Here is a 22354-nt window from a genome sequence, read left to right as displayed (position 1 = left end):
TCATCGTCAGGAGGGATTTAGTAGTGAGTAAGCCGATTATGCAGGTCGCTCTGGTTGTCGGACCGGATTGCGATATGGAGAGCCAAGCCGTAAGGGCGGCTCTGGAGTATTTCGGGGTGCGCGTCTTTACATACTGGATCGGGAGGCCGAATGATCTGATCTCCGTCTTGTCAGGCGATGATCTATATGAAGGCACCGATATAATGTTGTTGAACTTTCACGGGGATGAGGGCAGCATGATCATGCCGGAGCTCGGTGAAGAGGTATACGAGGAGGATGAGCCGAGGGGCGGCTTCGGGCCAGGCGAGATTATGCGATATGCGAAGCTGGACGGGAAGACGGTGATCGCGAACGGCTGCTCGCTGGGGGATGCAGCACTGGCCGAAGCTTTCCTGGAGCGGGGCTGCCGGATGTATATCGGGCCGGATGACTACCCGGACGGCAACGATGCGCTGATGTTCGTTCTCCGGCTGTTCTATGAGATCGTTCAGCAAGGACGGGACGTGAAGGAAGCCTTTGCGCAAGCGGTGGCGATGAGTGGTGAGCTATCCATGTACCGGCTGTATGAACGACAGGAATCATAGATAAAGATGCTACACCCCTGCTCATGCCTAGCAGGGGTGCGTGTGCAAATATAAGTGCGATAGAGTACCTCTAGTAACCAGATTCCCCGTTCTATCCATTCTTCTCCTCGAAATATTCCTGATACTGGCTCGGCGTGACGTGGGCGTACTTCTTGAAGATGCTGATAAAATACTTGTAATCACTGAATCCGATATCCTGCGCGATGGTGTAGACCTTGTTGTCGCCTGACTTCAGTAACTCGATCGATTTCTGGATGCGGTAACGGTTAAGAAATTCATTGAAGGTATAGCTTGTCTCCGCCTTGAACTTCTGGTTCAGGTAATAGGCGCTTAAGCCGAGCTCTTCCACGAGGTCATGAATGCTGATCTTCTTGGCATAGTTCTCCTGTACATAGGCGATCATTTTGGACACGTATTTCGAGGTTTTGGTTTCCTTCTCCAGAAATTTGCTGTTCAAAATCTCTTCTTTTTCCTGCGGATGATTCGAAATCACTTCATATTTGCGGATTAAATCCACTTTGGCTTTGGCTGATTCGAGTGCCGCAACCAGTTGGTCATCCTCTAAGGGCTTCACCAGGAATTCGGTGACGCCTAACTGGAGTGCCTGCTGCGCCAGGTGGAATTCATTATAACCGGAGATAATGATGCTGCTGAAGGTATGCTGGCGCAGTCCTTCCCGAATCATCGAGATGCCGTCCATGATCGGCATGGTGATGTCGGTTATGACGATATCAGGCCTCAGCTCGCAGATCTTCTCGTAGCCGTCCTGTCCGTTAAGTCCTTCTTCAATGACGATGCAATCGTATTGAACCCAATCGATGCTGAACCGGATGCCCCGGCGAATCATATCCTCATCTTCGACCAGCAGTACTTTAAACATGATATTCACTCCATTCGTAAGGAATCGTAAGGACGACACAGGTGCCTGTTCCTTGCGTGCTGTCAATGTGGATGCCGGACGCTTCGCCATATAGAAGCACTAAACGGCGATGAACGTTGTACAGCCCGATATGCTGCGTCGTGTTTGTCTGGCTTTGCAGAATCCGGTTCACTTCCTGCAGTCTCTCTTTACTCATGCCTTGCCCGTTGTCGCGAACCTCGAGAATGAGCTTGCCGGCGGAGGTGTGGATGTTAATCTCGATCAGCACATCACTTTGATTCTCATACCCATATTTGATAGCGTTTTCGATAATCGGCTGCAGCAGAAGCTTGGGGACGTACACATCCAGCGTTTCCTCGGCTACGGTAATCCGATAGTCCAGCCGGTCATTGAACCGGATTTGCTGCAGCTTCAGGTAATCCCGGACATAATTCATGTCATTCTTCAGCTGGACGCTGCGGTCATGTCCGATGCTGTATCGAAGCAATCGGGATAGGATCAGCACGATCTCCTGGGCTTGATTCGCGTCAATCTTAATGGCATAGCGCAGCGTTTCGAGCACATTAAAAATAAAATGCGGATGGAACTGCGATTGCAGCTGCTTCACCTCGATAATCGTGCGGAGCTCCGACAGCTCTTTATTTTTCTCGATCAATTCTTTCAGCCGATCCAGCATCACGTTGTACTCATTGCCGAGTATTTGAAACTCGTCATTCGTCTGAATGTCGACATAGCCGTTGAAGTTCCCTTCGCGCAGCTGGGCTAAAGCGTGTATGAGTTTATCGATCGATTCGGAATTGCGCGCCGACATTTTGTTCGCCAGGAACTGGATCAAGACCCAGAGCAGCAGGCTGGCCGCAAGGACAAAGAAAGAAACCGTATAATAGGTGTACTGCTCCGATTTGTAGGAATTCAGCGTAATGACTTGGATCGGCGTGCCAGGAATTCGTTTGGAATATTTGTAGTACTTGCCCCCGTTCAGCAGAACATGTCCCTTGTTATCGACCTTGGGGTTGAATTTATTGAGCACGCCTTTGGTCACATTGCTTGTCGTGGCAATAATGGTGTTGTGTTCATCGGTGATCAGGGCGATTTCATTATTTTGCTCGAAAATCACCTTCTGGATGTCCGATTCGTACAGCTGATAGATGATATAGCCTATCGTCTGCTGGTCCTTCACGATGGCTTTGCCGAACGTGTAGCTCGTATCGCGGTCATGCGAATAGCGGAAGCTGTTCATTTCGGTTAGGGTGTCGCCGGGCCGCTGTTCAATCCGGTGAATGAGGTTGCCGAAGGCAAAATTGGAGTACAGCGCATCCGCCGGGGCTGAACTGGCCAGGAAGACGCCATCGGTATTGACGATATGAAAAATACTTTTGATCTTCTGTCGATTGTTGAAATCATAGAACTCGGAATATACTTGTTCGCTGCCCAGATGGGAGCTTACATAGTTGATTACGGTGGGAGATTCGGCCATCCGATGAATCTCCTCGTCATACTGCCGATATACGCCGGATATGGACTGGCTGATGGACTGGGCGGCTTCGGTCGTTTTTTGGGTTAAGTTCAAACGCCCGTTCATAATCGTGAACGCCAAGAACAATACGATTAAGATGGAGAAGGGGATCATCGTATAGACGCGAAACAAATGACGGGTGGATTCCTTGAAATTACGATAAGGTGTTGGTTTCATGCTGCCCTCCATCTGCGATAAGAACCTCGATCCTATTATACCGACTCGCGGTTAACCGCAGATAATCCAAATACATCCAAGCGGCCCTGCATGCTGCAGGCGCCGGCTTGGATGTAGGTCTACGTTATGATTACATTACATTTACATGGAAACTTCCTTTTGTCCGGAAAGCTTCAGGAAAACGAGCAGCGACACGACCGTAATGACGGTAAGAATCGTGGAGAGCGCTGCCGCCACGCCGTAGTTCCCGCGAATGACCTCGGTGTATATGGCGACCGTGACGGTCTTGGTTTTGCCTGTATACAGAATGATCGAAGTGCTTAATTCGGTAATGATGGTAATCCAGCTCAGGATCGCGCCGGAGACGACGCCTGCCAGCATCATCGGAAGCGTAATCCTGAAGAACGTCTTCATCTGGGAAGCGCCCAGGCTGATCGCCGCTTCTTCGATCCCGTCGTTAATCTGATGCAGAATGGCTGCGCTGGATCGTATCGTATAGGGCAGGCGCCGGATGACAAACGAGATGATCATGATGACGGCCGTACCGCTTAACGCCAGCGGTTTATTGTTGAACGTGATCAATAGGGCGATCCCCAGTATGGAGCCGGGAACGATATACGGGAACATGGTGAAGATATCCAGCGTATTCGTCAACGCATTCTTTCTTCGAACGGTTACGTAAGCAATCAGTATCGCTAACAGAATGATGACGACCAGCGACACGATGGCCAGGAAGAACGTGTTCAGAATGACGCCGCCAATATTACTGAAAGCATCCCGGTAGCTTTGGAGCGAGAACCCTTCAACGAAAATTCTGCCGTTGGATTTCAGGAACGAAGTATAGATGACATAGAGCTGCGGCAGCAGCGCGATTAACGTATACAGATAGATAACCGCATGAGCCGCGATATTGCCGACGCCCTTCTTCTTCTTGGCTTCGATCGGATGCAGTGCGCTCATCGTAAAGGATTTGCGATTGGCTACGAATTTTTGCAGCAGGAATATCGTGGTGGCGAACAGAACGACAATGACGCTGATCGCCGCCGCAAAGCCGTCATCGCCGCCGACCTCACTGATGAACTCGTTAAAGATCAGCACGGGCACGGTTTTATATCCCTCGCCGATCAGCATCGGCGTACCAAAATCGGCAAGCGCGCGCATGAAGACGAGCAGGCCGCCTGCCAGCAAGGTTGGCGTAATAAGCGGGAGGAGCACTTTGCGCATTTTGGCTAAGCCTGTATAGCCCATGCTCTCGGCAGCTTCCATCAGCGATTGGTCCGTATTCTTGAGTGCGCCTGATACATACATGAAGATCAGAGGGACCATCTGCAAGGTTAAGACGACTAAGATCCCCGTAAATCCGTAGATATCCGGCATCGTAATGCCGAATGTGCTGCTGACGAATTTCGTAATGACGCCGCTTCTTCCGAGCAGCAGGATCCAGGAGTAAGCGCCGATGAACGGAGCCGACATCGACGAGATCAGAATCAGTACGCGAATGGCCGAGCTGCCTTTGATCTTCACCGTAGCCATGATATAAGCCAGCGGCGTTGCGATAATCGCGGCAAGCAAGGTTACGCTGACGGTCACCTTAACGCTGTTGAAGAGGGCGTTCAAATAGTAGGGCTTACTGAAAAACTTCGTGAAATAGGCAAGGGAAAAATCGCCTGTCGTGCCATTGTACACACTCTTGAACAGCATCGTAAACAATGGCAGGGCCAGAAACAGAATATAGAACGCAAAGATCAGTAACGAAATGTTGGTCCAGACATCAAATCGTTTGCGCGTCTCTCTCATAGCCGGACGCCCCTTGTATAGTTCAGTTCGCCGGCCGCATCATAGACATTAATTTTATCTTTTTTCACCTTGAGATAGATGTCTTGACCCGGCTCGAGGATCTGTGACGTTTTCGATTCCTGCGTAATCTCCACGCGTTGACCGGATGCCAAATCCACAAAATAATGGGTGTTCTGCCCCAAAAACACGCTGTGTACGATCGTTGCTTTCATGCCGGTCTGGTCCTCGGTCAGAATGAACTCTTCCGGCCGAACCGAGATTTGAACGTTTAGCGTATCAGCCTTGGCATCTGACTTCGGCAACTCGATGTTCGTCATCTCTTCCGAATAGCCGGAGCCGAATGCCAGGGCATAGCTGCCTGCGGATTTTGTTATATTGCCCTCAAGAATGTTGGTCCGACCGATAAAGGTTGCAACGAATACGTTTGCAGGACGCTGGTAAATCTCCTGCGGCGTTCCCAGATGCTGAATCACCCCGGATTTCATGACCGCGATGCGGTCGGAAACCGCCATGGCTTCCTCCTGATCGTGCGTGACGTAGACGGTGGTAATTCCGACTTCCCGCTGAATGTCTTTAATCGCGTTACGCATGTCGACCCGAAGCTTGGCATCCAGATTGGATAGAGGCTCATCCATCAGCAGGACGTCCGGCCGGATGACGATGGCTCTGGCTAGCGCAACGCGCTGCTGCTGGCCGCCGGACAGGTTCTTCGGCATGCGGTCTTTATAGGGCTCGATCTGAACGACCTTAAGGATGTCATCGACCTTGGCGTTAATCTCTGCCTTCGATAATTTCCGATTCTCCAGCCCGAACGCGATGTTTCCTTTGACGGTTAGGTGAGGGAAGATCGCATAGCTCTGAAAAACCATCCCGATATTCCGTTTGCCCGGTTCCACCTGGTTAATGACGCGCTCGTTAAAATGTATGGTTCCGCCTTCAATGCTGTTGAAGCCGGCAATCATGCGCAGCAGTGTCGTCTTGCCGCACCCGGAAGGCCCGAGAAGGGTGAAGAATTCACCCTTCTTGATCTCCAGGGACAGCTCGGGAATGACGGTTGTGTCGCCGTATTTTTTGATTAAGTCTTGAATGGTTATGGTTACGCTCATGGTTGTCACCTGATTCTATAGTTTATTTAACGCTAGTGAACAAATCGACATAACGCTCAACGATCTCGGATTTATGCGCGCTGACGTAGTCCGTGTCTTCATCGATCATGTGGATCTCTTCATAAGGCTTCATGTGGTCGCCAAGCTTGGTATCCTGGCGAAGCGGGCGGTTCGTTAATTGCGTGCCGAACGCATCCTGCGCTTCTTGGGACAGGATGAAGTCGATGAATTTCTTGGCGTTGTCCATGTGCGGCGCATCTTTGATGATGGCGGATCCCGCATCCAGGAATACGGCGCCTTCTTTCGGATACACGATTTCTACCGGTGCGCCGTTCTTTACATAGGTGCTGGAAGGGTCTTCGTAAGTAAGGCCGACTACGTATTCTCCGTCCGCCACGCTTTTGTGGACGGCGCCGGAACCGCTGGCGATTTTGCCGTCCAGGTTCTCGATCAGTTGACCGACATAATTCCAGCCCTGCTCACTCTCATAATCGCCGCCCATGGCTTTCAGCATGTTCGTTAACTGTGCGAAAGCGGAGCTGGAGCTTGCCGGGTCGGCGGAAGCAATTTTCCCTTTAAGCTGCGGGTTCAGCAAATCCGCATAACCTTCGATTTTGATATCGCCGATCAGGTTTTTGTTCACGAGCAGCACGCTGCCATCCGAGATATAAGGGGTAGCGAAGCCCGACGTATTGCGGTGTCCTTCCATTAAATTCTTGTCTTCAGGCGATACGTAGGGCTCGTATAAAGCTTCGTTCTCGCGGAAGCCGGCCATGGAACCGCCGAACATTACGTCAGCGTACGGGTTCTGCTTCTCGGACTGTAAGCGCTTAATAATTTCTCCGGTGCCAGCCGTTACAAGCTCAACCGTGATCCCGGTCTGCTTCTCGAACATCGGAATGATGGTTTTGATGATCTCCTCGCTGTTTGGACTGTAGATCACGAGCTTATTCGACGAACCCGAATCGGACTCGCTGCTTGCACAACCGCTCAGCGCCCCTATAATGAGCACGCAGGTTAACAGTAAAATCGACAGCTTTTTCATGAATAATCCCCCTTGAGCAAATGTTTGTTTCGTAATTGCATGTTCATTGTAGCAAGCTTGGTACCGTTTACATAATCCCATAATCCGCAAACATCGTCTAAAATTCGCAACCTATTTTCGATTAGAAAGGAATCCGAACCGGCATATTTTAAAGAATTCTTTTAGATCCGTTAGGGCAAGATATGGTTTGGAACAACGTCAGGCAAGATGGAGCTGTTCCTGTCACAAATTTCGAAGGAGTGAGATGGATGGCTAATAAAAACGATCGTAATCATAAGGCTGATGCTGACCGCGACACGACCAACATGGGCGTTGACGCTGGAGAAGCTATCGGAACCGCGGGCGGCGGCGTCGTGGGTGCTGCTGTAGGTTCCATACTGGGTCCGATCGGCACGATTGCCGGTGGTATCGCAGGCGCAGCATTGGGTAACAAAGCTGGCGAGGCTGCAGAAAATGACGACAACGATTCAAAATAAACGGCGTTAAACTAGCATCTGTACGAGTAAAAATAAGGGGGCCTGGCGAATCCGGTGTGCCCTAAATTATTTGCTGTATGGTTGGACAAAGAACCGCGCTCCTGCGCGGTTCTTTCATTTTACATATAAGTTCTATGCAGCTGTAAACTTCAATTCCCTTTGCTTGACATACCACTACGCGATGTAGTAGTTTATAATCACTACATCGTGTAGTAATAAGTTCGTTATGGACGCATAACGACGTAAAGAGGTGTTCACCGTGAACCAGGTTCAAAAATTATCGGATACTGAAATGGAGCTCATGGAGGTGATTTGGGAGTGTACGCCGCCTGTCACATCCACCGAATTGCTCGCACTGTTTGCCCAGAGAGGAAGAGAATGGAAGGCACAGACCATTTCCACCTTCCTGTCGCGTTTGGTGGACAAAGGGGCACTTACGGCTGCGAGGGATGGACGGACCAATAAATATACGCCGCGCATTTCGCCTGAAGATTATAAGCTGATGGAAGCGCAGCACGTCCTGGACGGATTATATCAAGGCTCGGTTAAAAACCTAATTTCGGCTTTGTATGACGGCGAAAAGCTTTCAGATGAAGATATTGCAGAGCTGAAGCAATGGTTCTCGCAAAAGTAGGGGTGCTTATGAATACTATTCTTGAATTGCTGTTGACCCTTACCGTTGCCGGAAGTGCCGTTGTAGCCTGCATTCTTGTACTGCGGATCGTATTCGTCAATACCTTTCCTACAAAGTGGCGCTATGGAATTGGCAAAATGGCAGTAGTCTTTTATCTTTTACCCGTCGTCCTTGGTATTCAGTGGATCTCGCCGCTTTTTACATTTAGTGCAGCAGCAACCGTTCCCATTGTGAACGAGTTGCCTTCAACTGAGCAACATGCGCTGCCCGGTCCATATTCAGGGACTGGTTTGGAGCCGCTCATTCCGGCAAAGACCATTTCAGTAAACGTAGCCCTGCCCCTTATTGTCTTATGGGCACTCGGCGCTATAGCTTTTGCTGCATGGCAGATGTATTGTTATCGCAGATTTTTAAAGAAACTAGAACATTCGCGTGTCACCGTTCCGATAAGCAGCGAAGCAGCGAAACAGCTTTCCTTCATCAAGGAAGCCCTCGGTGTGAAAAGCAGCGTCGGGCTTGCCCACAGCTCCATTATTCGGAGCCCTGTTCTTGTCGGCCTATGGAAACCTACCATTTATCTCCCTATAGAGAATACCGTTAACATGGACATGGTAATCCGTCATGAGTTGATCCATCTGAAACGGAAAGATTTATGGGTCAAAGCGTTCACGCTCGGAGCAAGCGCCCTACATTGGTTTAACCCTTTGGTGCACATTCTTCGCAAGGACCTTCATGTATGGAGCGAGCTGTCTTGCGATGAAGAAGTCGTAAAAGAGATGTCCTATGCCGAGCGGAAACGCTATGGGGAGACGATTTTAAGCGTCATGGCAGGGTCAAGGAATTTACCCGTGCAATTTATTGCCTCCTTATCCGGTGACGGCAAACAATTGAAAAGGAGATTAATGATGATGCTGAATGTAAAGAAACAAAAAAAGAAAACGATGTATCTCACGTTAACAGGGGTGTTTTTGGTAGCTGTAATTAGCACGTCAGCAGCGGCATGGGCTTCTAGCAATACGCCTAAAATCATTGAGGCTGGTCATGCTGAAGCTCAACCAACAGAAGCGGCCCCAAGAGCGGTATCCTCTGAAGTCCTAGTTGAGAATAATGGAAACCATGTTGTAGATTATCCCAAAGAAGCTCGTCCTGAAGCTGCCCCTGAGAATGAAGGAGACGATGTTGTAGATTATCCCCAAGAGGCTCGTCCTGCAGCTGTAGCTGAGAATGAAGGAAGCCATGTTGTAGCTCAGCCAGAAGAAGCTCGTCTTGTGGCTGTCGCTGAAGGAGGCAATGTCGTGGATTATCCAACAGAAGCACGTCCTGTGGCTGAAGTTAAGAATGAAGGTAGCAATGTTATAGCTCCTTCAACGGAAGCTGCCCCTTCGGAGGTAATCGTTGAGAGTGAAGGAAACCCGGTTGTAGCTCCTTCAGCAGAAGCTCGTCCTGTCGATCAGGGGTATAAGTCTCATCCAAACGAGACTCCCCGAGTACTTCCATTACGATAAGATCCATGACGCTTGAAGATATTCTGAGTGTGCTTGATGCTGATGAGTGACGCATTCTAACATAAACGATGAACATAACATCAATAATTAGAGCAAAAACGAAAGAAGAGGGTGCTCCCTCTTCTTTCCCTATATATTAGAATGGCCTCAGATCGCATTTATAGCTGTAGCTGTAAATGCCAGCCTATGGTACGATGTGAAGGATTGGCAAGCGAGCAAGCTGGCAAATCGTCATACGATCATAGACATGGGATTGGGGATAACATCTTGAAGACGTTTAAGAAAGTTTACATAGAAATCACGAGCATTTGTAATTTGGCCTGCACGTTCTGTCCGCCGACGGAGCGCAAGGCCAACTTCATTAAAGTGGAGGACTTTGCGAGAAGATTGGATGAGATCAAGCCGCACACGAGTTACATTTATCTGCATGTGAAGGGAGAGCCGCTGCTTCATCCGAAGATCGACGAGCTGCTGGATATCAGCCATGAGAAGGGGTTTAAGGTCAATATCACGACCAACGGCACGTTGATCGCGAAGAACCGGCATAAGCTGCTGGGCAAGCCGGCGTTGAGACAGATGAACTTCTCGCTCCACAGCTTTGACGGACATGTCGGCTCCACGGACCGTGAAGGATATTTGCGGGACATCCTCTCTTTTGTGCGGGATGCGGAGGAACATAAGGTCATCTTCTCGTTCCGTCTGTGGAACCTAACGCAGGACAACCAAACGAACCTGGAGAAGAGCCGAAACCGCCAGACGCTTGAAATGTTGGAGCAGGAATTCAATTTGGACTACCGCATCGAGGAAAAGGTTGAACCCGGCGGTGGCGTAAGGGTAGCCGAACGCGTCTACCTGAACCAGGATTATGAGTTCCAGTGGCCGAGCTTGTCTGCCCCGGAGGATGACGGCAAGGGCTTCTGCCACGCGCTGCGCAGTCAGGCGGCCATTCTTGTAGACGGGACGGTCGTGCCTTGCTGTCTGGACGGGGAAGGGGTCATCACCTTGGGCAACCTTCATCAGAAGTCCTTCTCGGACATCGTGGATGGGGAGCGGGCGAACAACCTCGTGGACGGATTTTCGCGCCGGGAAGCGGTTGAGGAATTATGCAGAAAATGCGGATATCGGCAGCGGTTTGGGGCTTAAAGGGGAGGCGGAGAAAAATTCCGCTTCTTTTTTTATGCCGATCTGTGGTATCGTTATATGTTATGACGTAAGTATAGATATTCACCATAAAGGAGATCCCATGACATTTGAAGATTTAAATATATCCCCTGTCATTCTCAAGGCTTTGGCCAAGGAGAATTACAAAGCGCCGACGCCGATTCAGGCTCAGGCGATCCCGGCTGTGCTGGCCGGCAGAGATTTGCTGGGCTGCGCCCAGACCGGAACCGGGAAGACCGCCGCTTTTTCGGTGCCGATGATCCAGCTGTTGAATCAGCAACCCCCTAAACCGGGCATGGGGCGCCGCATTCGCGCATTGGTGTTGTCGCCGACCCGGGAGCTTGCCCTGCAAATTTCGGATAACGTCAAAGCTTACAGCCAGTTCACCAAGCTGCGTTCGACGGCCATAGTTGGCGGCGTTTCGCAGAAGACGCAGGAACGCGCGCTTCAGCAAGGAGCGGACATTCTGATTGCTACGCCAGGCAGACTGCTGGATCTCATAAATCAGAAGCACGTCGAATTGCAGCATGTGGAGATTTTGGTGCTGGATGAGGCCGACCGGATGCTGGATATGGGCTTCATCCATGACGTGAAGCGAATCATCGCCAAAATGCCGAGCAAAAAACAAACGCTGTTCTTCTCCGCCACGATGCCTGCGGAAATCACCCAGCTTGTCCAAACCTTGCTGCACAATCCCGTAAAAGTCGAGATCACGCCGGTCTCTTCTACGGCCGAACGGATCGAGCAATCGGTGTACCTGCTGGAAACCGGGAATAAGCAGCAGCAATTGAATGAGCTGATGAAGGACCCGTCCATCGTGTCGGCATTGGTCTTTACCCGTACGAAGCGGGGAGCTGACCGGGTTGCGCGCGGACTGAACAAGGTGAATATTACGGCTCAGGCCATTCACGGCGACAAATCGCAAACCAGCCGCCAGACGGCGCTCAACAATTTCAAAAGCGGGGCGACCCGCGTCCTGGTGGCAACGGATATTGCCGCGCGCGGGATCGACATCGACGAGCTGTCGCATGTCATTAACTTCAATCTCCCGAACATTCCGGAAACGTATGTGCACCGGATTGGGCGCACGGGGCGCGCGGGACTGAGCGGGACGGCGATATCGTTCTGCGAAGTGGACGAGGTTCCTTTTCTTCGGGATATCGAGAAGCTAATCGGAAAGTCCATTCCGGAAGTGAAGGACCATGACTTCCCGATGTCCGGGGCGTTAAGAGCCGCCAAGGTGGACCCGACGCCAAAATCCGGCTCGTCCAAGCCCGGCAAAGGCAAGTCAGCTGCATCGAGACCTGCTAAACCGAAGGCGGATACGGCCCGCAAACCAAAGGCCGACGCGGCACGCAACCCGAAGACGGGTGCACCCCGCCAATCAAGACAAGACGCGGGAATTAAGCCGAAGACGGACGCCGCCCGCCAATCCAAGACGAACTCGGCGCGTAAGCCCATGACGGAAGCCGTCACGAATCCATATTCAGAGATGGCACGCAAGCTGAGTTCGGAAGCAGCTTCGAAACCTAACAACGGCCAGGCCCGGAAACGCAAGTCCGGCGGATTCAACAAGGGAAGCAGAGCCGGCAGACCTTCATAAGTGGAAGCGGCGATTGGGGGGTGACTTCTTATCATGGCCAACAGCCATTCATGCATGCCCCAAACCACGCACCATGCGCATGAATTATGCAGCCGTTTCCGACGACCCATTAAACATAAAAAGCACCCTTTTCCACTTGTGAAGTGGAAGGGTGCTTTTTTTCTTGATGCCGCTAGTGAGCTACTCGCTCTTTTTCCCCGCAAGAAACAGAAACAACGGAATTCTGCGCCGGCGCTCATAGGTTTCCTCGTTGACAAAATACTCTCGCATAGGATGGGACTCCCTCAAGTGCTCCACGATAAAGCCGGCTTCCTGCATCGCCCGGAAGTAATCCTCGACGGTTCGATGGTACTTATGAACGGTGCCGCCGAGCCATTGCTGCTCCCGGTAGCCTTGGATGAAGTAGTTGTCCACCACCCAATTCGTTCTGGTGCCGGACGGCTGCAGCGTGGAGGTAATGACGGGATGCTCGACGGAGAAGATGAACCTTCCGCCTGGCTTCAAGGTCTGGTGAACGCTTCGAAAGATACCCCCGATATCCTGCAGATAGTGAAGGGCAAGCCTGGAGAGCACTACATCATAGGTGTCGCGCGAATACGCGTAATCCTCCATCCTCATGTGTTGAACGATCCCGTTCTTGTAATCGGCCAGGCTGCTCGAAGCGGCTTCCACCATGTTGCGGGAGCCCTCGATTCCGGCATAGGAGGCACACCCCTCTTGAAGCAGTTCCACGCCGAAGCCGGCATCCCCACACCCCAGGTCCAATACATGAAGGCCCGCGATATCCCCCAGCAGCTGCCGGATGACGGGCTTTTCCAACGTATCGTTGGCATTCTCCCGCCACTGCCGCCGTTCCATGTATTTTTCGAAATTCTTGTCGTTGTCGTAAAAATCGGATCCGTGATAGCTCATAGACGCCTCCTTCGGATAACAGCCTGCATCCATCTTGATGTACTGTACCATAACGGAGAGACGACATGAATTAATAAGGCAAAAAAATCTTATCTCAGGAAATCCTTGATGATGCAAAAATGAAGCGATGGCCAAGAATGAACCGCACCAACCCTGGGTCCCCTTCATATGGTACATGAGCCGACTTTTTCATTTGAAAGGGGATATTTCCGATGTACGGCAATTACTATCACGTACCGGGGCGGGTAACCAGGCAGAGAGTTTCCATGCAGCAGGCCCAAGAAATTGCGTTGGCCCGCGTGCCGGGCCAAATCGTTCATGTCGATATGGAGCTGGAGCATGGCGTGCTGGTCTATGAAATTTTTATTATGACTTCCGACAACAGGCTGTTCGAAGTGGAGGTCCTCGCGAAATCGGGAAGGATCTTGAAGGTGGAGGAAGAAGACGACGAGGATTAAGGTCTTCAGGCTGAAAAATAAAAGCAACCGGGCGAGACGAGGAGGAGCACATCGTTTCGCTCGGTTTTATAACTGGGGCGTGTTTTAAGTTTCGGTGGCTTCGCCACGTCCGGACAGCGGATAGAGCTAGGCATGGTATTATTCCTCCTTATAGATTCAATGCTGGAACCTATTTTAAGGTCTCCTGTAAGGTGAGAGTCAATGGTATGATCATATAAAGTAAGATAGAAGAGGTTTATGGAGGGGAGGAAGCACATGTTCATCGTCAATGTGGAAGGTGCCGTGCATAAGGACGGGCAGTGGCTGATGATAACGCGCAGCTTGAAGGAAGAGAACGCAGGAGGAACACTTTCGTTCGCGGGGGGCAAGGTCGACAAGGAAGGCAGCACGCCGGATATTCTGGAGTGCACGGTGAAGCGGGAGCTTTACGAAGAAGTCGGGGTTGAGGTGAAGGAAAACGTTACATATGTCTACAGCTCTTCGTTTGTAACGGGCGATGGCCGTCCCGTCATCAATATGGTGTTCTTATGCGAGTATGATGGAGGAACGCCGTATTGCAAAAGCCCGGACGAGGTCGATTCGGTGCAGTGGATGACGCCGTCGGAAATTAGGGATCATCCCCAGACGCCGCCGTGGACGATGGAGAGCGTGCGGCGGGCGGAGGAGGCGCGAAGGAAGCTTAAATAAGCATGGTTTTCGAAAAGCAAAATCCTAAGAAACGGGGGAAGGGTATGAGCAGCCTATTGCAGGTTCGAGTCACCGGAATTTTGATCGAAGATGAACGGATTCTGCTGGTCAAACAGAGCGTTTCGTCGGAACGCGGCTGGTCGCTTCCGGGAGGAAGGGTAGAGCAAGGGGAAACGCTGGAGGAAGCCATGATTCGGGAAATGGAAGAGGAGACCGGGCTTGTTACAAAAGTGACCAAGCTTCTGTATTTATGCGATAAGCCGGATTCATCGCCATCCCTTTTGCATATTACGTTTTTGCTGGAACGCTTGGAGGGGGAAATCCGCCTCCCGACGAATGAGTTCGATCTCAATCCTATCGGCGATGTGGTCATGGTCCCGATCGCAGATTTAGCAAACCACGGGTTTTCCGAGAAGTTTACGACGATCGTTCAGCGCGGATTTCCGGAGTCAGGAAGCTATCAAGGGCTCAAACGCAATATTGGATTATAGGGAGGTGCCGATCCTATGAAAAAAATATACATCGTACGCCATTGCCAAGCGGAGGGACAAGCGGCGGATGCTCCGTTAACCGAGCAGGGGCTTCAGCAATCGCTTGAACTTGCTGAATTTCTGCACGACAAAGGGATTGACCGTATTGTTTCAAGTTCTTATCGCAGAGCTCACGACACCATTACACCTTTGGCTGATCGCATAGGCGTGGCCGTTGTGCTGGATGCGAGGTTGACCGAGCGAATACTGTCGGGTCGGAATGCTCCAGAATGGCGGGAGATGCTGCGCAGAACCTATGAGGATCTGGACTTGTGCTTTGAAGGCGGAGAGTCAAGTCGTACAGCCATGCATCGTGCGGTAAGCGTAGTCCATGAGGTCCTGCAGAGTTCAAGCCGAAATGCCGTTATGGTATCCCATGGCAATCTGATCTCGCTTCTGCTGAAGCATTACGATAATCAGATCGGCTTCAACGAGTGGGAGGCTTTCTCCAATCCCGACGTGTATAAGCTCAGCTTCCGTTCAGATGTACCGGAGATCCAGCGGATATGGAATTCATAGCCACGAAAGAAGGCGTATGTAAAAAAGACTTCATAAGCATTTATTCCCTATATTTGGCGACGGCCCGTCCCCTATAATGGAGTTGCACGGATATCCGGCTTGTCCATCCTAAGGATTGAGCTTCGCATAACAAAGAATAATCGCGGCGGTGGCAAGCGGCGTGCATGGGTTCGAAATACCATTGGAGATTATGAAATAAAGGGGATATGAACCATGGCCAAAACAAAACGGGGCCGCGCACTATGGAACACGCCATCGCGCGGCCGCGGCACATGCCCGGTATGCAGCACGTCGCGCATCAAACTTCTCTACGTCGCCAACAAATCGGACGGCACGGCACTGAAGGTATGCAAACGATGCCAGAATGCCGATCAGTCCAGGGTGGACGCAGCGGTAGTGTAAGAAGCGGCTTAGCTGATATCTAGGTCAGCAACAGAGCAACCGTGTTCCGTACGTGGAGCCGCAACATCCGAAAAACCCGTTCCTTCATGAAGAAGGGCGGGTTTTTTATGGTGCCAGGGCCTTCATTCTCCATGAGGAGGTTTACTTTGTAATTCGGATGGTTTAACATCTGATTTAACAAACTATAAATTAGATGAATGTTAAATTTATATAAGGAGTTGAGTCGATAACCGTGCAATTGGATAAAGTGGTCAGTTATCACAAGGCGCTCGCAGACCCGACCCGAATCAAGATGCTCATCCTGCTTGCGGAAGGCGAAATGAACGGCCAGCTTCTGGCCGAGAAGATCGGCGTCACGCCGGCTACGATTACGCACCACGCGGCGAAGCTGCGGGAAGCGAGCCTCATCAACGAACGCAGGGACAAGAACACGATCTTTTTTTCGCTGAACGATTATTTTATTAAGAACAATGCGACAGCGACGGAGAATCTGATTTACCAAAGAGTCCGGTCCGAGGGCGTAACGGAAAGCTTGCAGGAAGAAGAACGGCGGATGAGGGATTCCGTGATCAAGAACTTCTTCACCTCCGACGGGAAGCTGAAGAGCATCCCTGCCCAGCTGAAGAAGAAACTCATCGTGCTTACGCATATGGTATCCCGGTTGGAGAAGGGACGGAAGTACAGCGAGAAGGAAATGAACGAGTTTATCAAAGAGTATCATGAAGACTTTGCGACGATCCGGAGGGAGTTTATCATGCATCACTTCATGTTCCGGGACAATGGGGTGTATGAGCTCAATCCGGAGAAGATGTGGGCACGGTGGGAGGATCTGTCCTAATGAAAGAACATTCGCCGCTAACCCATCAACGGATCGAGGATGCCAAAGCGGGGGATTTTGATGCCTACCGGATGATCGTCAACGAGTATTCCAACGCCCTTTTATCCGTTGCGTACAGCGTGCTGGGAGATTTCCACGAGGCACAGGATGCGGTGCAGGAAGCATTTCTGAAGTGCTATCGGAACCTCCATACGCTGAACGATCCAGCGAAACTGGGCAGCTGGCTGTATGCGATAACGCGCCGGACCAGCCTCGATTTTGCCAAACGAAGCAAGCAGGCTCTCCCCCTGCACGAAACGACTCCAGCATCGGACAATATCACGCCATGGCTGGAACAATATGTGATCCATGATTCCGTCTGGGGAGCCTTGCAGGGATTGGAGGAGAAGAGTAAATCCGTTGTCGTGCTGCACTACTTAAGCGAGTGGTCCATGAAAGAGATCGGACAGTTCCTTAACATGTCGGTATCTGCGGTTGAAAGCCGAATACGACGTGCCAGAGAAGTTTTGAAACAGCATCTAGCCCGTGACTTCGAGCATTATTTCCTTACTCATCGTTTGGGGAGGGATTTCGAGCAGCAGGTCTCGGAACATGTCCTTAAGCGAGCCGGTCATTTCTATATTCCAGTCACGGATAAGGGGCAGGCCACCGCCTGGTTTATCCTGCATTTTCATCTGGGAACCAGCAGGCACGGCAATCCGGTGCTGGAATCCGGACAGGAATTGTATTTGCTCGAGTGTCAGCGCCACGCCCCGGCTAGCATGCCTGTTCTCACGTTCGAAGCAGCGAGCGTTGGGGAGTTAGAGCAGCGGCTGCATCAACAGGGGATTGGAATGGAGCCGATCCGGGAAGATGCTTTATTCGGCAAATTGCTGGTATTCTACGATCCCGACGGCAATAAGTATCATGCAATTGAACCGAATTGATAAAAAAATGGCTCTCCGTGACGGAATCGGTCCGGTTCCATCGTCTATATATTGAAACCACATTGAACAAGAGGTGAATCGAATGACGATAGACAACCCATTAAACGAAGCACCCAAGCTCCAATCCTTGAACAAGCCGCTGCTAAAGAAGGTTCATTGCAATTATCTCCCGGTAAGGAATCTTCCGCTGGCGGTAAAATGGTACTCGGAGCTATTTGGCCTTACGGTGAGAAAATGCGACGATACAGGCGCCATCTTGATCTTAGGGGACGGACAGTGGTTATTCCTGCTGGAAACAATGGATAACCGAACAGCCAACTTCATAACCAACCAATGGGAAGGGGAGAATTATGAGATGTTCTCGTTAACCTTCGAGGTCGAGAATATTACGGAGCTGCATAAGCGGCTGCGGGAAAATGGAGCACAGGTCGAGCCGCTGGTAGATCACGGCTCCTGCGGATTGCAGTTCAAATTCAAGGATCCCGACGGCAACAAGTTTAATGTTTGGCAGGATGCACCCACGAGTTGACCCATCGAACCGCAAGAATGGAAGGGCAAGCGCTGGCTTTGAATGAGTCAGAGGGCTTGCCTTTTTTTATTTCCGCGATTCCGATTGGAAACGGCGGCATCTTATGACGTCTTATGAATATTCACCCCAGGACCATCTGTCGTTTGCAGGTGGTGGTCTAATTCTCCGTTAGCGTTTACAATAGGCAATATAAGGGTTAAATGCCAAATGAGGTGATTCGATGGAATTTTACCGCTGCATGAACCATCCCGAAAGGGCAGCCGCCGCGCAGTGCACGCGATGCGGGAAGCCGGTGTGCGACGAATGCCATAATCCGGAGACGGGCCGCTGCCGCTACCGCTGCGGCGAAATGCCCCCCGCTCCCGGCATGCCCGGACGATCCAGGAACATATGGGTGACCGTGATCGTCTCCATACTAGCCATCTTGGGCGGGCTTACGCTGCTGCTGCTCGCGATTTGCGGAACGATCCTGTTTTCCTATTAAAGAACGCGTTTCGAACTCGAACAAGGTCTTATTTTCAACTCAAGTTTTCATTCAAGGAGTGGGCGGATGGAATTTCCTGTTTATTTGTACCTGGGCTCCTGGCGGATTCATCCGCATGTGTTATTTGAATCGCTGGCCTACTTTATCGGTTTTCGGGTATATTTATGGACCCGTCGGCCGAGCGGCATGACAAAGCTGATGAGCCTGCAGCTTCTGGCCGGCATCATCGCCGGGGCTGCCGTTGGGGCCAAGCTGCTGTACTGGTTTGAGGATCCGGCGGCCACTTGGGAACAGCTGCGCCAATTCCATCTCCTCTGGGGTGGCAAGACGATTGTCGGCGGTCTTCTCGGCGGATTGATCGGCGTCGAGCTGACCAAACGCTGGGTGGGCTGGAAGCATTCCACGGGCGATGATTTCGTGTACCCGCTGATGCTGGGCCTGGGCCTTGGGCGAATCGGCTGTTTTCTGACCGGACTCGACGACCACACCTATGGCACGCCGACAACCTGGTTCACGGGCGTGGATTTCGGAGACGGGATCTATCGCCACCCGACTCAGCTGTACGAGATCCTCTTCCTGATCGTGCTGGCCCTGCTGCTGGTGCCGCTGTACCGCCAAAGCCGCGGCAGATCGACTCGCGAGGGCTATGTGTCCGGGCGGATGTTCCAATGGTTCATGGCCGGGTATCTGCTGTTCCGCCTGGCGATCGAATGGATCAAGCCGACGCCGCATCCTTACCTGGGATTGAACAATATCCAGCTGGCCTGCATCGCGGGCCTCATCTATTACGCATGGCTGATCGGCGGCAGAAACCGGCTTCGCCGCTTCACGTCGGATTCCCGTCTTCCAAGCTGACCAAAGGAGTATGATTATGCCAAAAAACCGGCCTTATCTGTATCATGAACTGACGAACAGCATATGCACCACCTGTTATCGCAAAGTGGAAGCCAAGATCATCGAGGAGAACGGCGTGGTGTATATGCTCAAAAGATGCCTCGTGCACGGTCCGGAAAAAGTGCTGATCGCAACCGAGGCCGAGTATTACCATCAGACGCGAAAGTTCATCAAGCCGTCCGAAATGCCGCTCGTCTGGAATACGCCGATCCGTTACGGCTGCCCTTACGACTGCGGACTGTGTCCGGACCATGAGCAGCACAGCTGCCTCACGCTGCTGGAGATTACGGATCACTGCAATCTGCAGTGCCCGATCTGCTTCGCCGAATCGTCGCCGCACCGCACCTCCTACCGGTCGCTGGCACAGATCGAATTCATGCTCGACCGGATCGTGGAGAACGAGGGGGAGCCTGACATCGTGCAGATCAGCGGCGGCGAGCCGACGACGCACCCGGATTTCTTCGACATCCTGGATATGTGCAAAAGCCGTCCCATCAAGCATATCATGGTGAACACGAACGGCATCCGCATCGCCCAGGACCGCGATTTTGCGCGAAGGCTGGCCGAGTATATGCCCGGCTTCGAGATTTACCTGCAGTTCGACAGCTTTGAGGAACATGTGCTGAAGGAGCTGAGAGGGGCCGACCTGCGGCGCATCCGCCGGCAGGCCATCGAGCACCTGAATGAATTCAACGTCTCCACGACGCTGGTCGTCACGCTGAAAAAAGGGCTAAATGACGGCGAAATCGGCGACATCATTCAGTATGGGCTTCAGCAAAAGGCGGTGCGCGGCGTCACCATTCAGCCGATTCAGGCGGCGGGACGGCTGGAGGGGTATGATCCGGCAACCGATCGGCTGACCGTAAGCGAAGTCCGGCGGATGATCATCGACCAGTCCGGAGTGTTTACGGACGCGGACATTCTGCCGGTGCCCTGCCACCCGGATTGCCTCGCCATGGGTTATGCGTTGAAGCTGGGCGGGGAAGTGCTGCCGCTGACGCGGATGATCGACCCGGAAATCCTGCTTGAAGGCGACAGCAACACGATTGTATTCGAACAAGACCCGGTCATCCGGGGCAAAATGTTTGAGCTGCTGTCGACGGGCCACTCGCCGCAATCCTCGGCGCTTTCCCTGAAGAGCCTGCTCTGCTGCCTGCCGCTGGCCGCCGTGCCGGAGCAGATTACGTACGACAACGTCTTCCGGGTCATTATCATGCAGTTCCTGGATGCCCATAACTTCGATGTCCGGTCCGTCAAGAAATCCTGCGTGCATATCGTGCATCCCGACGGGCGGATGATCCCGTTCGACACCTATAACATGTTTTACCGGGATGACAAGGAAGAGCTGCTGAAGGAGCTCAAGGAAGAGGTTGCCACCGCATGGGACAGATAAGCCGTTCTAAGGCAATGTACTTCAATTCGAGCTTACATAGGGAGGCGACATTGTGCAGAACAATAGCCCTGAACCTGAGAAGGTGTCTCCGTTTCAATTGGATCAGAACATGAAGATCGATCACGCCGAAGCGGACGAATGGTTATGGTATTCCCCATTGGAGGAGCCATTCCGAGTATCCGGCTTTGCCTGGTTCGACACCGAACGCATCTATCGCAGGCTGCCCGCCGTACCTGAGGTCCCCGTCCGACCGGAGGTGGATATGCTTGCGAACTGCACATCGGGCGGTCAAATCCGCTTCCGAACGGATTCGCGGAACGTATCCGTCCGCGTGCGGTTGACGGCAGGATCCGGCATGTACCATATGCCCTCCACCGGGGAGTGCGGAGTGGATGCGTATATCGGCGGCCCGGGCGAGTGGAAACATGCAGGAACCGCCCGTTTCCAGCCAGGTCAGGCAGAGTATGAGAGCAGCCTTTTCACTGTCGAGGATCGCAAAGCACGCTCGTTCCTGCTCAACATGCCCTTATATCAGGGCGTTGAGGAGATATGGATCGGAATGGAGCCGGAAGCCGAGGTCCTTGCGCCGGAGCCCTATGATTCCAGCTCGAGAGTGGTCATATACGGAACCTCCATCACGCAAGGCGGATGCGCGTCGCGGCCCGGCATGTCGTACACGAACATCTTAAGCCGCAGGCTCCATCTGGAGTTTATCAACCTGGGCTTCTCGGGGAACGGCAAGGGAGAGCCTGAGCTTGCCGAACTGGCCGCCCAAATCTCGGAGCCGGCCTGTCTCGTGATTGATTATGAGGCGAATTGCGGAGGGACCGAAGCTTATCGTCAGACCTTGCCGCGGTATATCGAGACCTACCGGAAGTTCCATCCGGAGGTTCCCATCATTCTGGTATCCCGCATCCCTCATGGAGCCGAGTCGTTCATGCCGGAATTTCGCGAAGGACGGCTTGAACGGAAAAAGTTTCAGATGGAGCTCATTCGGGAACTGACGGTGGCCGGAGACCATAACCTAACGTTTGTGGACGGATCGGATTGGTTAGGCGACGATCCCGGGGAAACAACCGTTGACGGAGTTCATCCGACGGACCTCGGCTTCAAGCTGATGGCGGACCGGCTTGAGCCTGTGCTAAGGCAAGTGATCGGCGATATGGCTGCAGCAGCAAGGCGATAGAACCGTTAACGGGGTGAACGGTTAGCGTGCTAATGGAGTAACGAAAGGCGTCATGAAACGTTCATAAGCTACAATCGTGAGAGAGCCCGTTCCAGGTTGGAACGGGCTTTTG

At 52.1% G+C, this 22354-nt stretch carries 24 protein-coding genes; 18 read left to right on the top strand and 6 right to left on the bottom strand.

Annotated features, from left to right (window positions below; genetic code table 11):
* Positions 1-23: 23 nt before the first annotated feature.
* Positions 24-584, top strand: coding sequence for a delta-aminolevulinic acid dehydratase (locus tag RB297_RS14715; protein ID WP_375120813.1), 561 nt, complete (start codon positions 24-26; stop codon positions 582-584).
* A gap of 91 nt (positions 585-675) precedes the next feature.
* Here RB297_RS14715 and RB297_RS14710 read toward each other — a convergent pair whose 3' ends face one another.
* The 5 genes from RB297_RS14710 to RB297_RS14690 all read right to left on the bottom strand — a co-directional run bounded on the left by RB297_RS14710 (position 676) and on the right by RB297_RS14690 (position 7105).
* On the bottom strand, positions 676-1464 hold the full coding sequence (locus tag RB297_RS14710; protein ID WP_213580351.1) for a response regulator transcription factor: 789 nt from the start codon (positions 1462-1464) through the stop codon (positions 676-678).
* Positions 1457-3157 (bottom strand): sensor histidine kinase, encoded by a 1701-nt coding sequence (locus tag RB297_RS14705; RefSeq protein ID WP_192569597.1) that lies wholly within the window; start codon positions 3155-3157, stop codon positions 1457-1459. Before RB297_RS14705 ends, RB297_RS14710 begins: the two co-directional genes overlap by 8 nt.
* A 141-nt stretch (positions 3158-3298) precedes the next feature.
* Positions 3299-4954 carry an ABC transporter permease gene (locus RB297_RS14700; protein WP_375120812.1) on the bottom strand — a complete coding sequence of 552 codons (1656 nt, stop codon included), beginning with the start codon at positions 4952-4954 and terminating at the stop codon, positions 3299-3301.
* On the bottom strand, positions 4951-6060 hold the full coding sequence (locus tag RB297_RS14695) for an ABC transporter ATP-binding protein (protein ID WP_375120811.1): 1110 nt from the start codon (positions 6058-6060) through the stop codon (positions 4951-4953). Before RB297_RS14695 ends, RB297_RS14700 begins: the two co-directional genes overlap by 4 nt.
* A 22-nt stretch (positions 6061-6082) precedes the next feature.
* Positions 6083-7105: an ABC transporter substrate-binding protein gene (locus RB297_RS14690; protein WP_012819234.1), complete on the bottom strand. Its 1023-nt coding sequence runs from the start codon at positions 7103-7105 to the stop codon at positions 6083-6085.
* 248 nt (positions 7106-7353) lie between these two features.
* On the opposite strand from RB297_RS14690, the gene RB297_RS14685 reads away from it, so the two are divergent.
* From RB297_RS14685 to RB297_RS14665, 5 genes are all read left to right on the top strand, one after another.
* Complete coding sequence (locus tag RB297_RS14685) at positions 7354-7581, top strand: glycine zipper domain-containing protein (RefSeq protein WP_012819235.1); 228 nt, start codon at positions 7354-7356, stop codon at positions 7579-7581.
* A 259-nt stretch (positions 7582-7840) separates the two neighbouring features.
* A complete protein-coding gene (locus tag RB297_RS14680; RefSeq protein WP_036661746.1) occupies positions 7841-8215 on the top strand; it encodes a BlaI/MecI/CopY family transcriptional regulator in 375 nt (124 codons plus the stop codon).
* 8 nt (positions 8216-8223) lie between these two features.
* Positions 8224-9720: a M56 family metallopeptidase gene (locus RB297_RS14675; protein ID WP_375120810.1), complete on the top strand. Its 1497-nt coding sequence runs from the start codon at positions 8224-8226 to the stop codon at positions 9718-9720.
* Between the two features lie 267 nt (positions 9721-9987).
* On the top strand, positions 9988-10863 hold the full coding sequence (locus RB297_RS14670; protein WP_375120809.1) for a radical SAM/SPASM domain-containing protein: 876 nt from the start codon (positions 9988-9990) through the stop codon (positions 10861-10863).
* A 100-nt stretch (positions 10864-10963) separates the two neighbouring features.
* On the top strand, positions 10964-12484 hold the full coding sequence (locus tag RB297_RS14665; protein WP_375120808.1) for a DEAD/DEAH box helicase: 1521 nt from the start codon (positions 10964-10966) through the stop codon (positions 12482-12484).
* 180 nt (positions 12485-12664) lie between these two features.
* Here the strand turns inward: RB297_RS14665 and RB297_RS14660 are convergent, their stop codons facing one another.
* Positions 12665-13396: a class I SAM-dependent methyltransferase gene (locus RB297_RS14660; RefSeq protein WP_375120807.1), complete on the bottom strand. Its 732-nt coding sequence runs from the start codon at positions 13394-13396 to the stop codon at positions 12665-12667.
* A 212-nt stretch (positions 13397-13608) separates the two neighbouring features.
* Here RB297_RS14660 and RB297_RS14655 point away from each other — a divergent pair, with 212 nt between their 5' ends.
* The 12 genes from RB297_RS14655 to RB297_RS14600 all read left to right on the top strand — a co-directional run bounded on the left by RB297_RS14655 (position 13609) and on the right by RB297_RS14600 (position 22242).
* Positions 13609-13854: a PepSY domain-containing protein gene (locus tag RB297_RS14655; RefSeq protein WP_096775075.1), complete on the top strand. Its 246-nt coding sequence runs from the start codon at positions 13609-13611 to the stop codon at positions 13852-13854.
* Between the two features lie 255 nt (positions 13855-14109).
* Positions 14110-14541, top strand: a complete 432-nt coding sequence (locus RB297_RS14650) for an NUDIX hydrolase (RefSeq protein ID WP_375120806.1) — start codon at positions 14110-14112, stop codon at positions 14539-14541.
* A 44-nt stretch (positions 14542-14585) separates the two neighbouring features.
* On the top strand, positions 14586-15032 hold the full coding sequence (locus RB297_RS14645; RefSeq protein ID WP_375120805.1) for an NUDIX hydrolase: 447 nt from the start codon (positions 14586-14588) through the stop codon (positions 15030-15032).
* 15 nt (positions 15033-15047) lie between these two features.
* On the top strand, positions 15048-15590 hold the full coding sequence (locus RB297_RS14640; protein WP_096775078.1) for a histidine phosphatase family protein: 543 nt from the start codon (positions 15048-15050) through the stop codon (positions 15588-15590).
* A 213-nt stretch (positions 15591-15803) separates the two neighbouring features.
* Entirely contained in the window at positions 15804-15992 is a 189-nt protein-coding gene (locus RB297_RS14635) for a hypothetical protein (RefSeq protein ID WP_096775079.1), read from the top strand.
* 232 nt (positions 15993-16224) lie between these two features.
* Entirely contained in the window at positions 16225-16830 is a 606-nt protein-coding gene (locus RB297_RS14630) for a DUF2087 domain-containing protein (protein ID WP_096775080.1), read from the top strand.
* Positions 16830-17756, top strand: coding sequence for a sigma-70 family RNA polymerase sigma factor (locus tag RB297_RS14625; RefSeq protein ID WP_192569586.1), 927 nt, complete (start codon positions 16830-16832; stop codon positions 17754-17756). Before RB297_RS14630 ends, RB297_RS14625 begins: the two co-directional genes overlap by 1 nt.
* 82 nt (positions 17757-17838) lie before the next feature.
* Positions 17839-18285: a VOC family protein gene (locus RB297_RS14620; RefSeq protein WP_375120804.1), complete on the top strand. Its 447-nt coding sequence runs from the start codon at positions 17839-17841 to the stop codon at positions 18283-18285.
* A 220-nt stretch (positions 18286-18505) separates the two neighbouring features.
* Positions 18506-18769 carry a hypothetical protein gene (locus tag RB297_RS14615; protein WP_009593178.1) on the top strand — a complete coding sequence of 88 codons (264 nt, stop codon included), beginning with the start codon at positions 18506-18508 and terminating at the stop codon, positions 18767-18769.
* 66 nt (positions 18770-18835) lie between these two features.
* Positions 18836-19624: a prolipoprotein diacylglyceryl transferase gene (locus RB297_RS14610; RefSeq protein WP_375120803.1), complete on the top strand. Its 789-nt coding sequence runs from the start codon at positions 18836-18838 to the stop codon at positions 19622-19624.
* A 16-nt stretch (positions 19625-19640) separates the two neighbouring features.
* Positions 19641-21056: a radical SAM protein gene (locus RB297_RS14605; RefSeq protein WP_375120802.1), complete on the top strand. Its 1416-nt coding sequence runs from the start codon at positions 19641-19643 to the stop codon at positions 21054-21056.
* A gap of 52 nt (positions 21057-21108) precedes the next feature.
* Positions 21109-22242 carry an SGNH/GDSL hydrolase family protein gene (locus tag RB297_RS14600; protein WP_375120801.1) on the top strand — a complete coding sequence of 378 codons (1134 nt, stop codon included), beginning with the start codon at positions 21109-21111 and terminating at the stop codon, positions 22240-22242.
* The last annotated feature ends 112 nt before the right edge of the window (positions 22243-22354 follow it).

This window comes from Paenibacillus sp. CR_12, assembly GCF_041953985.1.
Lineage (GTDB): Bacteria > Bacillota > Bacilli > Paenibacillales > Paenibacillaceae > Paenibacillus_AQ > Paenibacillus_AQ lautus_A.
The sequence above is the reverse complement of the archived record's forward strand: the minus strand, read 5'-3'. Positions and strand labels throughout refer to the sequence as shown.